Annotated in this window: 16 protein-coding genes and 1 tRNA gene; 10 read left to right on the plus strand and 7 right to left on the minus strand. The window is 64.2% G+C overall.

Annotated elements, in window-relative coordinates; all coding sequences use genetic code 11:
- The first annotated feature begins 268 nt into the window (after window positions 1–268).
- A complete protein-coding gene (locus ACZK0Z_RS13240) occupies window positions 269–1,258 on the plus strand; it encodes a tyrosine-type recombinase/integrase (protein ID WP_197632269.1) in 990 nt (329 codons plus the stop codon).
- Between the two features lie 40 nt (window positions 1,259–1,298).
- On the opposite strand, the gene ACZK0Z_RS13245 is transcribed toward ACZK0Z_RS13240, so the two are convergent.
- The 3 genes from ACZK0Z_RS13245 to ACZK0Z_RS13255 form a co-directional block, all read right to left on the minus strand.
- The gene (locus ACZK0Z_RS13245) at window positions 1,299–2,096 is read right to left on the minus strand and encodes a HEPN domain-containing protein (RefSeq protein WP_197632270.1); all 798 of its coding nucleotides are present in this window, start codon (window positions 2,094–2,096) and stop codon (window positions 1,299–1,301) included.
- Between the two features lie 9 nt (window positions 2,097–2,105).
- Window positions 2,106–3,287 carry a GmrSD restriction endonuclease domain-containing protein gene (locus ACZK0Z_RS13250; protein ID WP_197632271.1) on the minus strand — a complete coding sequence of 394 codons (1,182 nt, stop codon included), beginning with the start codon at window positions 3,285–3,287 and terminating at the stop codon, window positions 2,106–2,108.
- 234 nt (window positions 3,288–3,521) lie between these two features.
- Window positions 3,522–3,598, minus strand: a tRNA-Arg gene (locus ACZK0Z_RS13255).
- 183 nt (window positions 3,599–3,781) lie between these two features.
- On the opposite strand from ACZK0Z_RS13255, the gene amaB reads away from it, so the two are divergent.
- The 7 genes from amaB to ACZK0Z_RS13290 all read left to right on the plus strand — a co-directional run bounded on the left by amaB (window position 3,782) and on the right by ACZK0Z_RS13290 (window position 10,438).
- Window positions 3,782–5,314 (plus strand): L-piperidine-6-carboxylate dehydrogenase, encoded by a 1,533-nt coding sequence (gene amaB / locus ACZK0Z_RS13260; protein WP_049398541.1) that lies wholly within the window; start codon window positions 3,782–3,784, stop codon window positions 5,312–5,314.
- 40 nt (window positions 5,315–5,354) lie between these two features.
- Window positions 5,355–6,164, plus strand: coding sequence for an SDR family NAD(P)-dependent oxidoreductase (locus ACZK0Z_RS13265; protein WP_049431028.1), 810 nt, complete (start codon window positions 5,355–5,357; stop codon window positions 6,162–6,164).
- A gap of 159 nt (window positions 6,165–6,323) precedes the next feature.
- Window positions 6,324–6,608 carry a DUF4190 domain-containing protein gene (locus tag ACZK0Z_RS13270; protein ID WP_049431031.1) on the plus strand — a complete coding sequence of 95 codons (285 nt, stop codon included), beginning with the start codon at window positions 6,324–6,326 and terminating at the stop codon, window positions 6,606–6,608.
- A gap of 5 nt (window positions 6,609–6,613) precedes the next feature.
- A complete protein-coding gene (locus tag ACZK0Z_RS13275; RefSeq protein WP_049431035.1) occupies window positions 6,614–7,384 on the plus strand; it encodes a class I SAM-dependent methyltransferase in 771 nt (256 codons plus the stop codon).
- Between the two features lie 8 nt (window positions 7,385–7,392).
- The gene (locus ACZK0Z_RS13280) at window positions 7,393–8,448 is read left to right on the plus strand and encodes a quinone-dependent dihydroorotate dehydrogenase (protein WP_099552874.1); all 1,056 of its coding nucleotides are present in this window, start codon (window positions 7,393–7,395) and stop codon (window positions 8,446–8,448) included.
- A gap of 8 nt (window positions 8,449–8,456) precedes the next feature.
- The gene (murB, locus tag ACZK0Z_RS13285; RefSeq protein WP_197632272.1) at window positions 8,457–9,518 is read left to right on the plus strand and encodes a UDP-N-acetylmuramate dehydrogenase; all 1,062 of its coding nucleotides are present in this window, start codon (window positions 8,457–8,459) and stop codon (window positions 9,516–9,518) included.
- 32 nt (window positions 9,519–9,550) lie between these two features.
- Window positions 9,551–10,438: an EamA family transporter gene (locus ACZK0Z_RS13290; protein WP_197632301.1), complete on the plus strand. Its 888-nt coding sequence runs from the start codon at window positions 9,551–9,553 to the stop codon at window positions 10,436–10,438.
- A 181-nt stretch (window positions 10,439–10,619) separates the two neighbouring features.
- Here ACZK0Z_RS13290 and ACZK0Z_RS13295 read toward each other — a convergent pair whose 3' ends face one another.
- From ACZK0Z_RS13295 to ACZK0Z_RS13305, 3 genes are all read right to left on the minus strand, one after another.
- Window positions 10,620–11,627: an aminoglycoside phosphotransferase family protein gene (locus ACZK0Z_RS13295; protein WP_100443601.1), complete on the minus strand. Its 1,008-nt coding sequence runs from the start codon at window positions 11,625–11,627 to the stop codon at window positions 10,620–10,622.
- Between the two features lie 99 nt (window positions 11,628–11,726).
- Window positions 11,727–12,761: a DUF418 domain-containing protein gene (locus ACZK0Z_RS13300; RefSeq protein WP_197619570.1), complete on the minus strand. Its 1,035-nt coding sequence runs from the start codon at window positions 12,759–12,761 to the stop codon at window positions 11,727–11,729.
- Window positions 12,758–13,348, minus strand: coding sequence for a TetR/AcrR family transcriptional regulator (locus ACZK0Z_RS13305; protein ID WP_049430703.1), 591 nt, complete (start codon window positions 13,346–13,348; stop codon window positions 12,758–12,760). Before ACZK0Z_RS13305 ends, ACZK0Z_RS13300 begins: the two co-directional genes overlap by 4 nt.
- A gap of 143 nt (window positions 13,349–13,491) precedes the next feature.
- Here ACZK0Z_RS13305 and ACZK0Z_RS13310 point away from each other — a divergent pair, with 143 nt between their 5' ends.
- Window positions 13,492–13,917 carry a DoxX family protein gene (locus tag ACZK0Z_RS13310; RefSeq protein WP_049430705.1) on the plus strand — a complete coding sequence of 142 codons (426 nt, stop codon included), beginning with the start codon at window positions 13,492–13,494 and terminating at the stop codon, window positions 13,915–13,917.
- Here the strand turns inward: ACZK0Z_RS13310 and ACZK0Z_RS13315 are convergent.
- Window positions 13,890–14,693: an APH(3')-II family aminoglycoside O-phosphotransferase gene (locus tag ACZK0Z_RS13315; RefSeq protein ID WP_049430707.1), complete on the minus strand. Its 804-nt coding sequence runs from the start codon at window positions 14,691–14,693 to the stop codon at window positions 13,890–13,892. The two genes, ACZK0Z_RS13310 and ACZK0Z_RS13315, sit on opposite strands and share 28 nt — an antisense overlap.
- A gap of 220 nt (window positions 14,694–14,913) precedes the next feature.
- On the opposite strand from ACZK0Z_RS13315, the gene ACZK0Z_RS13320 reads away from it, so the two are divergent.
- Window positions 14,914–15,630, plus strand: a complete 717-nt coding sequence (locus ACZK0Z_RS13320; protein ID WP_197619566.1) for an SDR family NAD(P)-dependent oxidoreductase — start codon at window positions 14,914–14,916, stop codon at window positions 15,628–15,630.
- Window positions 15,631–15,705: the final 75 nt, after the last annotated feature.

The raw sequence follows: 15,705 nt of genomic DNA on the forward strand, positions 1-15,705 counted from the left end.
TGACAACGTCGTGCAGTTCAACCTCAGCCTCGCCGAGCAAGCGCCGGCCAGGAGGAAGGACGCGGGAGGCACCAATGGGCGCCGCTGAAAGGCTCGACCTGTCAGGGAAAGACTGGCTCACCGTCGAGGAAGCCGCCCACTACTGCGGCGTCTCAAACAGCCAGTTCAGGAAGAACGCCAGGGGCTACGGGCTCACGCCCCGCCGCTTCATGGGAAAGCAGTTGTACGAAAAGGCGGCGCTCTATGCCGCGATCGAAGGTGCAGAGGAATGGCAAAGGTTCGACTCTACTGGCGCGGCAGCAAGGCCTACCTCGACTGGGCGGAAGGCGGCGAGCGCTTTCGCCGGTCCATTGGGCAACCTGACGCCCGTGAGGCGGAGAGAATACGTGCCGCGAAAGAAGCAGAACTGACCCATGGGGTCCGGATCCTGGCGCGCTTGCCGAAGGTCCGCGACTACCTGGAGTGGTATCTGGACTGGTACGAGGCCGAGCACCCGACCACCATCGCGAAAACCAGGAGTGAGGTGAAGCGCTTCATAGAGCGCTTCGGCCACCGGCCGATCGACAGCATCCGAGCGGTCGAGGTAGAGCAGTACAAGCGCGGCAGGCTGCTGGACGACAGGGCGGCAAAGGAGACTGTGGGTAAAGAGATTCGACGGCTGAAGGCGGCATTCAACCGCGGCCTGGAATGGAAAGAGCTGGACGTGAACCCTCTGGCCTCCGTGAAGGCGCCCCGGGGCGTGCGGAGCGTGGCTGTGAAGTTCTATGACCGGGCCGCGATGCGCCGGCTGTATCGAGCTAACCCTGCACGGGCGCCGTTGTGGCTATTCATGGCCCACACGGGACTCCGGCGGGGCGAGATCATCGGCCTGGAGAAAAGCTCGGTCGTTGCCGGGCGACTGCTTGTGGAAAGCGACCCGGACGAAACGGGAGAAGGCCGAACTAAGTCAGGGAAGTGGCGAGAGGTTCCCCTCAACCGCTATGCCAGATGGGCACTGCGGCATCTGCCTGATCCGCTCGTCACGGTCCACAAGGACACACTATCGGACTGGTTCTCCAAGGACGCGTACACGGCAAGCATTGGCGGGCATCTCCATCGACTGCGACATACATTCTGTGCACATCTGGCTACCAGCGGAGTGCCTCTTCGCCGTATACAGCTTCTAGCTGGACATGCTGACTATGCGACCACGGAAGAATACTACGCACACCTCACGCCAGAGGGGAACGAAGAAGCAGTATCAAGATTAAGATATTGAACAATTACACCAACTTCGAAACATAAGGCTGCGCGAAAATTCAACGCGAAGCAAAGGAAGACAGATAGATTTTGGCCAAATCAGTGCAGGTCCTTGCGATTAAGGTTAGGAATTTTGCAGTCTTAAGAACTTGACCTGGATCAGGGAAGTTTGTACTGCCAGTAGGGTGAGCCACTTGGTTCCGCTCATCCATGATGTTATTAAGCCGACTCTGAGCCTCCCTCGTCGCCTCCGGATCAGTGGACTTTTCCAGAAACAACTTTACTGGAGCTTGCTTGCCGACATTCGCCCAGAACTCGGTAATCCCGACACGCAGAAGAACATCAGAAAGAACACGATCTCGCATGTTTGATTCTGTAAGGGCCAGTACTTGAGACGAAATGGAAACAGGGGGCGAAGTGATGGCCCTGCTTGCCACATACGATTCAAGCAGAGCCTCGGCCTCAAGATCGTCATACCCGTACTTCTTGGGAGCCTTCGCTACATCCAGCACCCTGCTTCTGAGCTCGGCCTGAAGACTCTTCGGAAGATCTGCATATTTTTCGACCCGCGTACAAATCTCGTCAGCTACCGCCTCAACGATTTGACGTATGCAGTATTCAAATCGACCGGCAAGATACAACTGCAACGATCCCGAGAGAACTGGGAGGTCGGTCCGCCTGCCAGATGCCGTTTGATGGAGCTGAGCCGCCTCGACCCAAACTGGCGGCTCGCCTTCGCCAACCGCTGGCGGAACGCTTCCACCAAAGTCCTTAAAGCCCCGGATTAAAGTGAGCAGATGCTCGACTCTCTCCACATCAGATGTAAACTCAGCTAGCACCATATCGAGGTCAGGCATAGATCCATCTCAAGCTTGGAGAATTTGTCGAGCAAGCTCAACCCGCTCTATCACCGATTCCATGGTGTTGCCACGGCCCACAAGCACATCGTATGTATCGTCGTCAGCAAGCGCGGCTGCAAGCGCCGCCTGAATCTTCCTCTTCCTCTTTTCCACATCAAGGTGAGAATTCAAGCTCAACGCAATCATTAATGCATCGTAAAGCGGCCTACTCGGACGCGACGTTTTGGGAAGCCTAAAGGGATGACCGCCAAATACGCTATTCAACCGCGACAGCGTCTCTATATATTCATCCTCCATGAGGGCAGCTGTACCATGAGATATCAGCTGTTTCTCTCTCATAAATCTGTCCAAAATTCTTCGCAAGGATCCCGCCCCTGAGTTTTGGACAGCATCCCTCAGCGCGAAGAAGCGCAAGACGAGCTCCGCATCTGCGAGTGACGAGAAAAGTGGATTCCTGACCAACTCCTCTGACGGCTCTGCCTCCTCCGATTTCTTATACGCAGGAATTCCCCAAGTCTGTGTAAACACCTTAGACCTGGCGATTCGAATGAGAAGCGCATTGAGCTCACCGGGGTACAAGGCATTGCGCAACTCCTGAGGATTCAACCTCATGCCACCCGTGTTCAACCGGTCGAACAAGAGACGGCGCACATCCAGTCCACCTTCAGTCGGCTCTTTGGTTTCAGCCAAAAGCACAACGGCTGGGAGACTTCTACGGAGCAGGCCTTTTTGCAGGACCTGAGGCAATTCATTAAATCGCTTACGGTTGAGCTCGGGCCAATACTCGAGCCCAGATAACGCGAATTCGCTGGATAAGAATGCCCTGATCGTCTCAATGCGTTGACGACCGTCGATCACTTCATAGGCATTGTAATCGCGCTCAAACAGAAAAACCGGAGGCACTGGTATATTCAGAAGAAAAGACTCAATCAAAAGAGACCTTTTCTTGTTTGACCACCTCAACCTACGCTGGTAAGCAGGAGCCGTATCTATAAGCTCCTTTCCTGGCTTTAGGGCATGTTGAAGATAGTCGAGCTGATAGTCTTTCGTTTCACGGACGACCCGGAGCTGACTTCTGGCATATTTCGTAGCGGGATCAAGCTTCTCGTCGTCCACGAGGCTTGAATCATCGACCTCGTCTTCGAACCACTGTTCGACCTCGTCAGCGTCAATGTATTCCTTGGTCATCCTAGCCATCCGATTACCTCAAGTTGAGCGCTTACCTCGCGGGCAGTGGCGAGCATAGCGTCAACAAGGGGAGAAAAGATCAGCTAGTAGCAACCTCCCCCCAAAGAATGCTCGGCCACTGAACTCCGCTCACGTTAGTCGGGAAGCTGCTGTGCCATCTGTGCCAGATGAGGTCCACTTGATGGCAATTAACAGCAACCTCTGGCCAAGCGCGCGAACCTAAGCCATTGATTCTGGTGACCCCGGCCCGATTCGAACGGGCGACCTTCCCCTTAGGAGGGGGACGCTCTATCCAGCTGAGCTACGGGGCCATGCAGCCGTGAAGTTTACAGGCAACCTACCCCACCCTCCAAGCATTCACGTTCCACCCGCTTCCGCTGGCGCGTTGCACCATGCCCGGGCAGACCGCTCTGCTACCATCGGCGATTCAGTTCATCGCGTCCCCCACCTGCCCGCGATGGCACCAAACAACGTAACGAAACACAGGAGTCTGCATGTCTTCCGAGCTGCTCAAGTCCCTTGGCCTGGACGCGATCAACGCTGGCACGTACCTGGGCAACGGGGAGTGGTCGAGCGCGACCAGCGGTGAGCTGATCACCCCGGTCAACCCGACCACCGGCGAGCCGATCGCGCAGGTCCGCGCGACCACCGAGGCCGAGTACGAGACTGTCGTCGCCCGCGCCCAGGAAGCCTTCAAGGTCTGGCGCACCACGCCGGCGCCGCGTCGCGGTGAAGCCGTGCGCCTGTGCGGCGAAGCGCTGCGCAAGCACAAGGATGCGCTGGGCTCGCTGGTCGCCCTGGAAATGGGCAAGAGCAAGCCGGAAGGCGATGGCGAAGTGCAGGAGATGATCGACATCGCCGATTTCGCCGTGGGACAGAGCCGCATGCTGTACGGCTACACCATGCATTCCGAGCGCCCCGGCCACCGCATGTACGAGCAGTACCACCCGCTGGGCCTGGTCGGCATCATCTCGGCCTTCAACTTCCCGGTTGCGGTGTGGAGCTGGAATTCGTTCCTGGCCGCCATCTGTGGCGACGTGTGCATCTGGAAGCCGTCGAACAAGACCCCGCTGACCGCCATCGCCTCGCTGAAGATCTGCAACGATGCCCTGCGCGAAGCCGGCTTCCCGGACATCTTCTTCCTGATCAACGACGCTGGTACCGCGCTGTCGGAAAAGATGGTCGATGACCGTCGCGTGCCGCTGATCAGCTTCACCGGCTCGACCCAGGTCGGCCGCACCGTCAACGAGAAGGTCGCGCGCCGCCTCGGCCGCTGCCTGCTGGAACTGGGCGGCAACAACGCCATCATCCTGGACGAAACCGCCGACCTGAAGCTGGCCGTTCCGGGCATCGTGTTCGGCGCCGTCGGCACCGCCGGCCAGCGCTGCACCACCACCCGCCGCCTGATCGTGCACCGCTCGATCTACGCCGACGTGCTGGCCACCCTGGTCAAGGCCTACAAGCAGGTCGAAGGCAAGATCGGCGATCCGACCGATGCCGCCAACCTGATGGGCCCGCTGAACAGCGACGGTGCCGTGCAGCAGTTCCTCGATGCCATCGCCCAGGCCAAGGCCGCTGGCGGCACCATCGAAACCGGCGGCACCCGCATCGACCGCGCGGGCAACTTCGTTCTGCCGGCCATCGTCTCCGGTCTGAAGAACAGTGACGCCGTGGTCCAGCACGAGACCTTCGCACCGATCCTGTACGTGATGCCGTACGACAGCATCGACGAAGCCATCGACATGCAGAACGGCGTGCCGCAGGGCCTGTCGTCCTCGATCTTCACCCAGAACCTGAAGACCGCCGAGAAGTTCCTGTCGGCGGCCGGTAGCGACTGCGGCATCGCCAACATCAACATCGGCACGTCCGGTGCGGAAATCGGCGGCGCGTTCGGTGGCGAAAAGGACACCGGCGGTGGCCGCGAGTCGGGTTCGGATGCGTGGAAGGTCTACATGCGCCGCCAGACCAACACCATCAACTATTCGGACTCGCTGCCGCTGGCCCAGGGCATCAAGTTCGATCTGTGATGCCTTCTGTAGTGCCAGGTCATGCTCGGCAGGATGCGCCATGAACACCGTTGGAAATGCAGCCGAGCATGGCTCGGCTCTACAAGGTCGCAAGCCGGTGATTGATTTCACCGGCCGCCGCGTGCTGATCGCCGGCGGCAGCAAGGGCATTGGCCGTGAAATGGCGCTGGCATTCGCTGCTGCCGGTGCGCAGGTATCGGCCTGCGCCCGCGGACAGGCCGGGCTGGACGCCCTGCAGGCCGACGCCCATGCCCAAGGCACGTCGCTGCACACGTTTGCCACCGATCTGGCCGACATTGGCCAGATCCAGGTGTGGCTGGACGCTGCCGCCAACGCACTCGGCGGCATCGATGTGCTGGTCAACAACGCCACCGGCTACGGCATGGCCGATGACGAAGATGGCTGGGCCGCCAGCCTGCAGATCGATCTGATGGCGGCGGTGCGGGCCTCGCGCCTGGCACTGCCCTGGCTGCGCGCATCCAGCGATGCCTGCATCCTCAACCTGTCCTCGATCGCCGCACAGCAGCCACGCCCCGGCGGCGCACCCTACGCCGCCGCCAAGGCCGCGCTGTCGCACTACACCACCTCGCAGGCACTGGCGCTGGCCAAGGACCGGATCCGGGTCAACGCCATCGCACCCGGTTCCATCGAATTCGACGATGGCCTGTGGGATCGCCGCCGCACCGAAGACCCCGCGCTGTACCACGGCACCGTGGCGAAGATCCCGTTCGGCCGCTTCGGCCATCCGCGCGAGATTGCCGACGCGGCCCTGTTCCTGTGCTCGCCGCTGGCGCGTTGGATCACCGGCCATGTGCTCAATGTGGACGGCGGCCAGGTGTTGATGGGCTGAATCTGTAGAGCCGAGCCCACGCTCGGCTAGCGCGCGAGGCGCGGTCGACACTGCATTGTCCAGGGTCCAGCCGAGCATGGGCTCGGCTCTACAGGGCGCTGCCCATGGGATTGCCCGGGCAGAGGCACTATCATGTGCACACTGCCAAGGAGGACCCCGATGAGCGTGGCACCCCGACAGACAAGCGCCCTGGCTGTAGTCAGCCTGGTCATGGGCATCGCCAGCTGGACCGTCCTGCCCTTCGTGGCCAGCATCGTGGCCATCGTCACCGGCCACATGGCCCGCGCCGAGATCCGCCGCCGCCCGCAGGAACTGGAAGGCGATGGCCTTGCCGTCACCGGTCTTGTGCTGGGCTGGGTGATGGTCGGCGCGGTAGTCGCCGCCATCCTGGTCTTCATCCTGTTCTTCGGCGGCCTGGCCTGGCTCGCCGCGATGTCGAACTGATCGCCATGACCGTTTCCGACAGCACTGAACGCTTCAGCAGTCGCGTCGCCGATTACGTCCGCTACCGGCCCGACTACCCGCCCGCCCTGCTGGAGTGGCTGCATGGCCCCATGGGCGTGGGCCACGAGGCCGTGGTCGCCGACATCGGCGCCGGCACCGGCATTTCCAGCCGCCTGTTCCTGGCCACCGGCCATCCGGTCATTGCGGTGGAACCGAACGCCGCCATGCGCGCTGCGTCCGAGCAGTGGCTGGCACCGCAGTACCCACGATTCAGCGCTATCGACGGCCGCGCCGAGGCCACCGGCCTGGACGATGCCAGCGTTGACCTGGTCAGCGTCGCGCAGGCCTTCCACTGGTTCGATACCGTAGCGGTGCGCGCCGAGTGGCAGCGCATCCTGCGCCCGGGTGGCCAGGCACTGATCTACTGGAACTCGCGCCTGCTCGATGCCAGCCCGTTCCTGGTCGGCTACGAACAGCTGCTGCTGGACTACGGCACCGACTACACCGCCGTGGCCGAGCGCTACCAGGACGACGCCACCATGCAGGCCTGGTTCGGCGCCGGGCTGCGCGGCATGGTGCAGCTGCCGAACGTGCAGTACCTGGATCTGGATGCCCTGCAAGGGCGCCTGCTGTCCTCCTCCTATGCCCCCCAACCCGGTCACCCGCGCCATGCGCCGATGATCGCCGCTCTGCAGGACCTGTTCGCCGCCCACGCGGTCGACGGCCAGGTTGCTTTTGAATATCGAACCCGAGCCTTCCTCGGCACGCTGGACTGAACCGACGCATGTATTCGCTTGCCCGCCCCTTCCTGTTCTCGCTCGACGCCGAGCGCGCCCACGGCCTCGGCCTGTCCGCACTGGACCTGGCCTACCGCACCGGCACCACGCCGCTGCTGGCCGCCCGCATCGCGCCGATGCCGAGCACCGTGTTCGGGCTGACGTTCCCCAATCCGGTCGGCCTCGCTGCTGGCCTGGACAAGAACGGCGAGCATATCGATGCGCTGTTCGCGCTGGGCTTCGGCTTCGTCGAAATCGGCACCATCACCCCGCGCCCGCAGGCCGGCAACCCGCAGCCGCGCCTGTTCCGCCTGCCGGAGCACAACGCGATCATCAACCGCATGGGCTTCAACAACGCGGGCGTGGATGCGCTGGTGCGCAATGTCGAACGCGCGCGCAACCGTCGCGGCCTGCTCGGCATCAACATCGGCAAGAACAAGGACACCCCCAACGAACAGGCCGTGGACGATTACATCGCCTGCCTGGACAAGGTGTATCCGCTGGCCGACTACATCACGGTCAACATCTCCTCGCCCAACACCGCCGGCCTGCGTGAGCTGCAGGAAGAGACCGCACTGCGCCAGCTGGTCAGCCAGCTGCGTGACCGCCAGGAAGCCCTGGCTGCGCAGCACGGTCGCCGCGTGCCGATGCTGGTGAAGGTGGCGCCGGACCTCAGTGAACGCGACATCGATGCCGCCGCGCGCGTGCTGGGCGAACTGCAGGTGGACGGCGTGATCGCCACCAACACCACCATCGACCACAGCAAGGTGGCCGGCGATCCGCTGGCCAACGAGGCCGGTGGCCTGTCCGGCGCGCCGGTGCTGGAGCAGTCCACGCTGGTGCTGCGCCGCCTGCGTTCGCGCCTGCCCGAATCGGTACCGCTGATCGGTGTCGGCGGCATCCTGTCCGGTGCCGATGCCGTGGCCAAGATGGCCGCCGGCGCCGCGCTGGTGCAGTGCTACAGCGGCCTGATCTTCCGTGGCCCCGCCCTGGTCTCCGAATGCGTGGAGGCGATCCGTCGCCGCCGCGAGGCGCCGAGCCGCGGCGCGGTGGCGCCGCTGTGAGCGCGCCCATGGACACCACCGATGCAGCCGCACCGCTGCGCTGGACGCTCACCCGCAATGCGCCCCTGCAGGCACTGAACACCTTCCATGTGCAGGCCAGCGCGGCACGGCTGCTGGAACTGCACGACGCTGCCCTGCTGCCGGAAGTGCTGGCGCTGCCCGAAGTCGCCAACGGCCCACTGCTGGTGCTGGGCAGCGGCAGCAACGTACTGATCGCCGAAGACCTGCCCGGCACCGTGCTGGTGTTCGGCAACCGCGACATCAGTTTCCTTGAACACCGCGCCGACCATGCGGTGATCCGCGCCGGCGCCGGTGTGCCCTGGCATGGCCTGGTGATGTGGTCGCTGCAGGAAGGCCTGTCCGGCCTGGAAAACCTGGCCCTGATTCCCGGCACCGCCGGTGCCGCGCCGATCCAGAACATCGGTGCCTATGGCGCGCAGGTCGGCGAATTCATCCAGGCCGTCGAGGCCTGGGACTGCCAGGAACAGGCCTGGGTGCGGCTGGACAACGAACAGTGTGGCTTCGCCTACCGCGACAGCGTGTTCAAGCAGCAGGTGGACCGTTACCTGATCACTGCCATCGAGCTGAAGCTGCCATTGCTGCATGACCTGCGCATGGACTACGCCGGCATCCGCGAGGAACTGCAGGCACAGGGCGTGGAACTGCCGGGTGCGGTGGACGTAGCCAATGCGGTGATCGCGATCCGCCGCCGCAAGCTGCCCGACCCGGACGTGCTGGGCAATGCCGGCAGCTTCTTCAAGAACCCGGTGCTGCCGCTGGAACAGGTTGACGTGCTGCTGCAGCACTTCCCCGACCAGCCGGTGTTCCCGTCCGACCAGGACGGCAAGCGCAAGGTTTCGGCGGCCTGGATGATCGAGTCCTGCGGCTGGAAGGGTTTCCGCGAAGGCGATGCCGGCGTGGCCGCCAGCCACGCGCTGGTGCTGGTCAACCATGGCAACGCCAGCGGCGCTGAACTGCTGGCACTGGCACGCCGCATCTCGGCCTCGGTGCTGGAGAAGTTCGGCGTGCCGATCGAACCGGAGCCCCGCCTGCTCGGCGCCCAGTGGTGAACACCCCCGCCCTTTCCACAGGCGCCACTCCGATGCGGGCGGCGCTGCTGATGCTCGGCAGTACGATGGCGTTCGGCCTGATGGCGGTGGCGATCCGCTATACCACGCGCTACGTGCCGACCCAGGAAGTAGCGTTCTTCCGCAACGCCTTCGGCCTGCTGGCCCTGTTGCCGATGCTGTTGCGCCCGGGCCATGCGCCGCTGAAGACCCAGCAGCTGCCGCGCTATTTCGTGCGCAGTGCGATCGGCCTCGGTTCGATGCTGTGCGCGTTCTGGGCGCTGGGCCACCTGCCTTTGGCGCAGGCGGTTTCGCTGTCGTATTCCACGCCGCTGTTCGTCACGATTGCCGCCGTGCTGTGGTTGGGGGAAACCGTGCGCGTGCGGCGCTGGGGTGCGGTCGTGGTCGGCTTCATCGGCGTGCTGGTGATCGTGCGGCCCGGTACCGCGGGCTTCACCGCGGGCAGCTTGGTGGCGGTGGCTGCCGCCGTGCTCAGCTCATTGGTGGCGATCCAGATCAAGCAGCTGACCCGCGTCGACAGCGCCGACACCGTGGTGCTCTACACCTACGTGTTCTGGGTACCCCTGTCGCTGGTGCCGGCCCTGTTCGTCTGGGTCTGGCCGACCGGCATCGCCTGGCTGTGGCTGCTGGCCACCGGCGTACTCGGCACTATCGGCCAGCTGCTGTGGACGCGGGCACTGCGGCTCGGTGAAGTCTCGGCACTGACCCCGATCAGCTTCCTGCAGCTGCCGCTGGTAACACTCTTCGGCTGGCTGTTGTTCAACGAAAGCGTGGATCGCTGGACGCTCATCGGCGCCAGCATCATCCTCGCCGCGAACGCCTACATCGCCCACCGCGAAGCGGTGTTGTCGCGGCGTGCCGCAAGTGCGGCGGCCTCGGCAGCGGCCAAGCCCGCAGAATGAAAACCACCTGCATGGACAACCCATGGGTCGTGCACGGACAGGCTGCGGGTAGAGTCGACTGTTAGTCGACTATCGCGCGCAGCGCGGGCATTGCTGGTTCATTCGAAGAGCAGTCGACTAACAGTCGACTCTACCCGGGCGATCCTGGCAACCCGGGGCGATCCTGGCAACGGCCCGGAACCTACGCCAGCGCGCGATACGCACGCTCCGCAGCATCGAACACATTGCCCGGCGCGAACTGTTCGCCCAGATAGTGCAGCGACTGCCGCCGCAATGGAGGCGAACGCTCCTCTCCATCGCTGCCCAGCAACACCTGCTGGAACTCGATCAGGTCCTGCAGGATGCGCCAGTGCCGGTACCACGCGATCCAGCGCGGGTCGCCGCGGTCGCTGCCATAGCCCTCCTCGAAGCCCAGCGGATTCTCACGCCCCCAGCGCCCGCCAACCGCGGCACCGATGAACATCAGGTCACGCTCACGCGGGGCCAGCGACAGGCCGTCCCAATCGATCAGGTGCAGGCCACCGTCATTGCCCATCAGCAGATTGCCGGCATGCAGATCGGTATGACACAGGTGCAGGTCAACCGGAACCTCCTGCAATGCCGCGTGCAGCTGCAGTGCCTGCGCGTGCAGCGCGGTGATGCGCGCATGCTGCCGGTCCCATACGGAAACGAATGCACGGCCCAGTCCATCCTTTGCAGCCGCAAGGCCCTCGCCGGCCAGCCACTGCCCAACGGTCTCAAGTGCCGCAGTTTCCAGCCGCGTGGTCGGAAGCGCACCCTGCAGTTCGGTCGGCAGCTGAGACGCGTGCAGGCGCCGCAGCACCTCGCCCAGGCGCCGCCACTGCCCATGGCTCAACGCCGCCTCGAACCCGGACTGGCCTTCGATGTAAGGGAACAGGGTGAACTGCAATCCCCAACGCTGCACCGACGCGCCACCGGTCAACGCCGGCCACGGGGCAACGATTTCATCGATGCCCAGCGTACCGCGCAGCCAGTGCAGGCTGTCCCATACCGCCGGATCAACCTGGTACGTGCGGCATTTCAGCCACCATTGCCCGTGGCGCGCGTCCACACGATACACGCTGGCATTGGCGTCGGCGCCCACCGGGCGCGGCACCACGGCGGTGGCGGTAATGCCATAGGATTGTTGCAGGACTTCGCCGAGATGCTGCGCCGAAGCGAATGACATGGATGCAAGCGGAAAGTAATACCTGCCGCCACTATCGCAGATGCGATCGCCGCGACACAGACATGTCCGTCACAACATCACCTCGGCGCGACCAAAGGACTAGCCCGCGATGCGCCGCATCATCGCTTCCAGCGGACCGCGTGCGAACCGCCACGACCACAGCCACGCCGCGCCTGTCGCCAGCATCAGGAACAACAGCGCCCACAACAGCACCGACGCAAGCGAAGCACGCCCATCAAGCAGGCCAAGGCTTTCCAGTGTTCCCATGCCCAGCAGGATGTGGCCGACATAGAGCGTGAGGGTCATGCGCCCTGCCGCCGTGAACGGCTCCAGCCAGTCGCCCGGATGTACCCGTGCCAGCCACAGGCAGGCGGCGATGACACTGCAGGCCGCGCCCGCACCGGTAAGCACGTAGGCGGGGCCCGGCGGCATCGGTTGCGTACCCAGCCACGCCTGCCATGGCGTTCCCTGCGCAAGATGCTGCACGCCCTGGCCGGCACCGATCAACAGCACGCCCAGCACCAGCAGTGCACGCTGCACCCGCGGTTGCGACAACTGCAGCCGCGCCAGCAACATGCCCAGCAGGAAGAAGCACAGCCAGGGCAGCAGCGGATGGAAGCCATTGAACAGCAGGTTGCGCGCGGCACCTGGCCATTGCCAGAGGCCGGCGTACTCCAGCGTCTGCCAGTTCCATCCCTGGCTGTAGTCCCAGTGCAGCAGCGCCCAGAACGAACAGGCGGCAAGGCCAACAATGCTGGCCAGCAATACCTGCGGGGAGGCGCGCAGCCACACCACGGCCAGCGCGAAGTACACCGCGTAGTAATGCAGGATGTCGGCGGGGAACACGGTCAGATTGAGCAGGCCCAGCACCAGCAGGAACAGCGCGCGCCGCCAGGTCTGCACGCTGGCTGGCCACCATTGCTGCCGCTGCGTAGCCAGCACCAGGCCAAGACCGGCCAGGGTGACGAAGGTCGCCGACGCCTTGCCTTCCAGCAGATGGAAGAATCCTGCCAACCAACCCTCACCCTCTGCCGGCAAGGCCATCGCCAGGCGGAAGTTGACCAGCACCATGCCGGCCAGCGCCAGATAGCGGGCCAGATCCAGGCCGTGCAAGCGCCGGTCATCGGCGCTCATGCGCGTGCCCCGAGCAGCCGCGCGAGCAGGCCAAGATCCAGCGATGCCCCATCGGTGCCATCGGCTTCGCCCAGCCCCCGACGTAGTGCATCGCTTTCGATGGCATCCAGCAGCACCTGCGCCTGCAGTGCCGCTGCCAGCACGGGACGCCGCCGCTCGCGCTGAGCCACCTGCTGCAGGGCTTCGGCCAGCGTCGCCTGCAATTGCCTGCGATTGGCCGCAAATGCCTCGGCCACGGCCGGATTGCGTGCGCTCTCGGCCAGCACTTCGACGGCAAGCGCCGCCCATTCCGGCTGGCGGCACAGTGCGTGGAAGTCCTGAAGGAAAACCAGTACCTGTGCACGCTCGCCATTGGACGCGACCAGTCGCTGCAGCAACGGTGCCAGTTCTTCGCTCTCGGCCACCGCCACTGCGAGGATGATCGCTTCCTTGCCCGGAAAGTGGTTGTAGAGATTGCCCAGGCTGACGCCGGCCGCCTGCGCGATGTCACGCATGCTGGTCTGGTGAAATCCCTTTGCGAGGAAGCACTGCAGTGCCGCCTGCAGGATCAGGATCATGCGCTGCTCATTGCGGTCGATTCTGCTCATGCCACAAATAGTGAACGAACGTTCGTCCGTTTTGAAGAGGGTAGCCCGGCCACCACCGGGCTTCGTTCAGGCAGCCTTGACCTCAACCGCTGTTGAGGCCCGATGCTGCCCGCCCTGCCCAACGCTCAACCCGGAGCTGCTGCATGCCACGGATGATCTCCACCCTGCTCGACAGCCGCGCGCTGTGGTTCCTCGCCCGCCTGCTGTTGGCCGTGGTGTTCCTGTCCTCGGGCCTGGCCAAACTGATGGCGTGGGACAACAGCGTCGCCGAGATGCAGGCGGCCGGGCTGCACCCACCTGCGCTGTTCAACATCGCCAGCGCCATGGTGCTGCTGGGCGGCTCACTGTGCCTGCTGCTCGATCGCCTGCTGTGGCTGGGCAGCGGCGCACTTGCGGTGTTCATGCTGTTGACCATCGTCATCGTGCACACCTTCTGGGCCAAGCAAGGTGCAGAACAGCAACTGGCCCTGTTCTTCGCGCTGGAACACCTGAGCGTGGTGGGTGGCCTGATCTGCGCAGCCATCGCCAGCCGTGCGCGGTCTCAGAAGAACTCGTCAAGCAACCGATAGAATGCAAGCCGCCGCTCATCAGGGACCGCACCGTAGCGCCGGAACAGCGTGGCGACACAGCGGGTCTCACCGGAATTGTGGACCAGGCTGCGCGCGGCCAGGGCCAGGTCCTGATAGCGGTCGGCCACGCCCAACCGGCCACAATCGATGAAGCCGGTGAACCGCCCATCGGCCACCATCAGGTTGGGCAGGCAGGCATCGCCATGACTGACCACCAGGTCTTCATGAGCGGGCCGGGTAGCGCGCAGCTCGGCGAAAACCTGCTGCGGGCTCTGGCCCAGCCGCTCGTCGTCGAAGTCATCGGCATCGACCAGCCCCGCCTCGACGCGTGCCTGTGCGGCCTGCAGGCGCGATGCCAACCGCTGGTCGAACGGGCAGTTGGCTACAGGCACGGCATGCAGGCCACGCAGTGCGTCAGCCAGCAGTTCTGCCACCTGCCTCGGCGCGAGCTCCGGCGAGGAGGCCAGGTCGCGGCCGGGCAGCGCGCTCATCAACAACCAGCGCCGACCGCCCTCCTCGGTCGTGGCAATCACCGTCGGCGCCGACTGCCCCTGCGCCTGCAGCCAACGCAGCCGGGCGATCTCATCACCCAGTTCACTGAAGGCATCGATCACTTCCGATTTCAGGAAGGCATCCGCCTGGCCCGATCGATGGACGCGGGCGACGTCGGCACGCGACACACCGATCGACTGCCGTTCGATGTATGCGTCGGTCAGCATTTCCTGCCATGCCTGCGGCAGCTGCATCCCGCAGGGGACCGCTTCGTTTTCGTCCATGTGCATTCAACGACCCAGGCAGGTGGATGGCACTGCCGATTGTCGCGCACCCTGCCGGTTCGCGCCCATCCCTGCAAAGGTGCGCCTGGCGTGGCACCGTGCTGAACGGAATGAGTACGCCGACGCGCACGCAATGGACGAATTGCCGCGCGCCGTCCACAGTAGCCGGCCCCGTACAGGCAGCAGCGGCCGCTGCAACTCCCAACGACAAGGAAGCAGCATGAAGTTGATGGTCATCGGCGCCAGCAGGGGCCTGGGGCGGGCATTCGTTGAAGGCCTGTGCCAACCCGGCGATACCGTTGTCGGCGTCTCCCGCAGTCGCCCGCGCGACATCCAATGCCCTGCGGGCGTCACCCTACAGTGGATCGAAGCCGACCTGGCCCAACCAACCCTGGCCGCCGACCATATCGCGACGCAGGCACCAGCCGATATCGACGTGCTGATCCACAATCTGGGCATCTGGGAAGCGAACGCCTTCAGCGACGATTACGCCTTCCTCGATGAATCCGACAGTGCCCTCGCACAGCTGATCGACGTCAACGTCACCGCCACCCTGATGCTGCTGCGCCGCCTGCTGCCTCGCGTGCTGCAGGCATCGCGCCCGCAACTGGTGCTGACCGGCTCAACCTCGGCCCTGCCACGCAGCGGCCGCCCGGAAGTGGCGTTCGGCGCTTCGAAATTCGCACTCAACGGCATCGCCGACGCATTGCGCGAAGGCTTCCGTGATCGACGCCTGGCGGTGACCAGCCTGCAGCTGGGTTATCTCAATACCGACGATGCACTGTCGGTTCCCGTGGCAGCGGCGGCAGCGCGCGGCGATGGCGAACTGGTGCCGGTGCACGACGTGGTGACCATGGTGCGTGCGCTGCTGCAGCTGTCGCCGTCCGGCTTCGTACGTGAACTGGTACTGCCCGCCATCGCCGACCCGCGCTACTGACCCCAGGGGCAGCGCAGCGCACTCGCGGTGGCCGCACAGGCGGACGTGGTTTACCCTGCTCCTCACTGGCCGTCG

Source organism: Stenotrophomonas sp. 116085_Sma (assembly GCF_056479585.1).

What these genes read in the sequence shown, in the direction of transcription:
- ACZK0Z_RS13240 (WP_197632269.1), top strand. Translation starts at nt 269, where the DNA reads ATGGCAAAGGTTCGACTCTACTGGCGCGGCAGCAAGGCCTACCTCGAC.
- ACZK0Z_RS13245 (WP_197632270.1), bottom strand. Translation starts at nt 2,096, where the DNA reads ATGCCTGACCTCGATATGGTGCTAGCTGAGTTTACATCTGATGTGGAG.
- ACZK0Z_RS13250 (WP_197632271.1), bottom strand. Translation starts at nt 3,287, where the DNA reads ATGACCAAGGAATACATTGACGCTGACGAGGTCGAACAGTGGTTCGAA.
- amaB (WP_049398541.1), top strand. Translation starts at nt 3,782, where the DNA reads ATGTCTTCCGAGCTGCTCAAGTCCCTTGGCCTGGACGCGATCAACGCT.
- ACZK0Z_RS13265 (WP_049431028.1), top strand. Translation starts at nt 5,355, where the DNA reads ATGAACACCGTTGGAAATGCAGCCGAGCATGGCTCGGCTCTACAAGGT.
- ACZK0Z_RS13270 (WP_049431031.1), top strand. Translation starts at nt 6,324, where the DNA reads ATGAGCGTGGCACCCCGACAGACAAGCGCCCTGGCTGTAGTCAGCCTG.
- ACZK0Z_RS13275 (WP_049431035.1), top strand. Translation starts at nt 6,614, where the DNA reads ATGACCGTTTCCGACAGCACTGAACGCTTCAGCAGTCGCGTCGCCGAT.
- ACZK0Z_RS13280 (WP_099552874.1), top strand. Translation starts at nt 7,393, where the DNA reads ATGTATTCGCTTGCCCGCCCCTTCCTGTTCTCGCTCGACGCCGAGCGC.
- murB (WP_197632272.1), top strand. Translation starts at nt 8,457, where the DNA reads ATGGACACCACCGATGCAGCCGCACCGCTGCGCTGGACGCTCACCCGC.
- ACZK0Z_RS13290 (WP_197632301.1), top strand. Translation starts at nt 9,551, where the DNA reads ATGCGGGCGGCGCTGCTGATGCTCGGCAGTACGATGGCGTTCGGCCTG.
- ACZK0Z_RS13295 (WP_100443601.1), bottom strand. Translation starts at nt 11,627, where the DNA reads ATGTCATTCGCTTCGGCGCAGCATCTCGGCGAAGTCCTGCAACAATCC.
- ACZK0Z_RS13300 (WP_197619570.1), bottom strand. Translation starts at nt 12,761, where the DNA reads ATGAGCGCCGATGACCGGCGCTTGCACGGCCTGGATCTGGCCCGCTAT.
- ACZK0Z_RS13305 (WP_049430703.1), bottom strand. Translation starts at nt 13,348, where the DNA reads ATGAGCAGAATCGACCGCAATGAGCAGCGCATGATCCTGATCCTGCAG.
- ACZK0Z_RS13310 (WP_049430705.1), top strand. Translation starts at nt 13,492, where the DNA reads ATGCCACGGATGATCTCCACCCTGCTCGACAGCCGCGCGCTGTGGTTC.
- ACZK0Z_RS13315 (WP_049430707.1), bottom strand. Translation starts at nt 14,693, where the DNA reads ATGGACGAAAACGAAGCGGTCCCCTGCGGGATGCAGCTGCCGCAGGCA.
- ACZK0Z_RS13320 (WP_197619566.1), top strand. Translation starts at nt 14,914, where the DNA reads ATGAAGTTGATGGTCATCGGCGCCAGCAGGGGCCTGGGGCGGGCATTC.